Annotated in this window: 2 protein-coding genes and 1 rRNA gene; all 3 read right to left on the bottom strand. The window is 65.0% G+C overall.

Annotated features, from left to right (window positions below):
- Nucleotides 1-448: 448 nt before the first annotated feature.
- Nucleotides 449-958, bottom strand: coding sequence for an acyloxyacyl hydrolase (locus CRO50_RS19785; protein ID WP_097147573.1), 510 nt, complete (start codon nucleotides 956-958; stop codon nucleotides 449-451).
- 69 nt (nucleotides 959-1,027) lie between these two features.
- Nucleotides 1,028-1,900: a hypothetical protein gene (locus tag CRO50_RS19780; protein WP_143516981.1), complete on the bottom strand. Its 873-nt coding sequence runs from the start codon at nucleotides 1,898-1,900 to the stop codon at nucleotides 1,028-1,030.
- 163 nt (nucleotides 1,901-2,063) lie between these two features.
- Nucleotides 2,064-2,134: ribosomal RNA gene (gene rrf, locus CRO50_RS20545) — 5S ribosomal RNA — on the bottom strand; the annotation flags it as partial.

The following is a 2,134-nucleotide window of genomic DNA, read 5'->3' as shown; positions in this document are numbered from 1 at the left end:
TCTGAATTTCTATCACCACCTCAGCTTCAGGTCCTTCAAGCAGCTCCGCCGCCCTCCGTTCCGTCCGCCTCCGTGGCGCCCCGGTGCGCCTCAGCTCCGCCGGTGAAGGGGGTTCTAGTGCTACACCGAACAACCCGCAAGCGGTTTTTTCAAAAAAGTGCCGCCTCTCTTTTCGGGATCCGATCCGGCCTGCGCAAAGCTCTTGTATAGAAGGGCCCGCGCGCGCTCGCGGGCTGTTTCCATCCATGTCGCGGCCCCGGACAAGACCGCCTGACCAGCGGGTCAACACCGCCTGGAGAGCTCGAATCGTGGAAGGAAGGGGGTGGGTCGGCGCATCGGTCCGCAGAATCGTCGGGAATCGATGCGTGATTCCGGCGAGTCGAAGGTCTCGCCCATGCTCGAACTGGTCGAGCGGAAGGGACGGCCCGCGCCGGGCCGTCCCCTGGTCTCAGTTCAGCGGTACGGAAACGCGGAACTGCAGCGTCTCGAGGCCGGGGTTCAGCGAAGAGAGCTCGGCATTGGAACGGTGGTCGTACATCAGACCATAGCGCCAGCCATTGCGCGCCTCGTAGCCCAGCTCGATACCCGAGCGGAACTCGACCGTGTGACCCAGGTCCGGGCCATCCCCCTGCGCGTAGAGGCCCGGCATCAGCGAAAGCTGGACGTAGAGCTGGTCGAGCTCGGCAGTCCAGGAGGCGCCCATGCCGACCCAGGCGTCGCCCTCATCGGTCACCGAAAGGCCGAAGCTCGGCTGGAAAGGACCATAGCTGTTGCCGAAGTCGTACTTCAGGTAGATCTCGTTCGAGATGTGGTCCTCCTGAAAGAGCACCTGGCCACCGCTGATCGCCAGCCGATTCTCGGCCGGCGCCTGGGCCAGGCAGCCCTCGGCACCGCAGTGGTTCAGACCCATGTCCGTCAGGCCGGACAGCAGAAACAGGACCGCGAGGGTTCCATCCATGTCAATTCTCCCATGTGTCCCCTCGGTGGTAGCGCAGAGCGGGACAGCTGTCATCTGCTCCGGACCGGATCAGAAGAGATCGCGCAGGGCCGGGTCCAGAAGGATACGGAAATCGCGCTCTCGCACCTTCGGCACCGAGAACTGGTAGCCCGCCCCCTTGCGCTTGCGCGCCGCTTCGAGCACCTGGCGCGCCCTTTCAATAGCCTCCGCGGAGGGCACCACCTCGGCCGCCGCGAACTGGCGCGTGATCTTGGCGCGAATCTCTTCGGCCTTGCGCCAGCCACGCAGGAAGGCGGCCTGGTTGCGATCGCTGCCCTCGCTGGCCTGGCGCGCGATCTCGCTGCGCTGCCGGCGGCGCTCGAGCAGGTCCGGGGTATTGAGGAACCGCAGATGCAACAGCGCCAGCTCGGGACGCAGGTCGAAGGGCGTCTCGGCGCCGTGGCCACCCGCGGTCAGCCGCGCCGGCGCGGTCAGGATGCCGGGCTTTGAGTAGCTGGCGCTGAGCACGCCCTGGTAGCACTGGCCCAGGATAGGCCGGCCGGGGTCGAGCGGACTGTCGTCTTCCTGGATCAGCTCATACCCCGCGGGGGCGGTCACCGGACCGAGCCGGGTCCGGTGCAGCTGGTCGATCGCCGTCTCGCCCGGGGTAAGCGAGATGATCAGCTCGTCCACATCGCCAACGATCACCTGGTCGTAGACCCGTGTCAGCCCTGAGGCCAGGTCCGAGAGCAGCTGCCAGCGGGTCTCGTCGAAGGAGGCATCCGGCGGATCGCGGGGAATCGCGATGACGTTGCAGCCGCGCGCGATCTCCTCGACCTCGGGCTCGCCGCCATGAGACACCACGTAAAGCGCATCGCAGCCGACCAGGGGCGCGTAGTACGAGATCCAGAGCCGCAGGAAGGCAGGATCGCGCCAGACCATGGTGACACAAGCCGTTCTCATTCCCGCCCCTCTCGCTGCTTGCGACGAGTGTTAGGCAGAGGGCGGGCGCCATGCAAGGTGATGGGATCTGAATGGCACGTTCCCCCGAACACAAAACAGCCCGCTGAGTTTTATGTCAGCGGGCTGTTTTGTTTTTGGTATCGTTTTATTGGATCTTTACTAGGTCTGGCGGCGACTTACTCTCCCACGACTTAAGCCGCAGTACCATCAGCGCGACGGCACTTAACTTCCGGG

It is taken from the genome of Pseudooceanicola antarcticus (genome assembly GCF_900215355.1).
GTDB lineage: Bacteria > Pseudomonadota > Alphaproteobacteria > Rhodobacterales > Rhodobacteraceae > Pseudooceanicola > Pseudooceanicola antarcticus.
The sequence above is the reverse complement of the archived record's forward strand: the minus strand, read 5'-3'. Positions and strand labels throughout refer to the sequence as shown.

Bases quoted from the DNA above. Each gene is read 5' to 3' on its own strand.
- CRO50_RS19780 (WP_143516981.1), bottom strand. From the start codon at position 1,900: ATGAGAACGGCTTGTGTCACCATGGTCTGGCGCGATCCTGCCTTCCTG.
- CRO50_RS19785 (WP_097147573.1), bottom strand. From the start codon at position 958: ATGGATGGAACCCTCGCGGTCCTGTTTCTGCTGTCCGGCCTGACGGAC.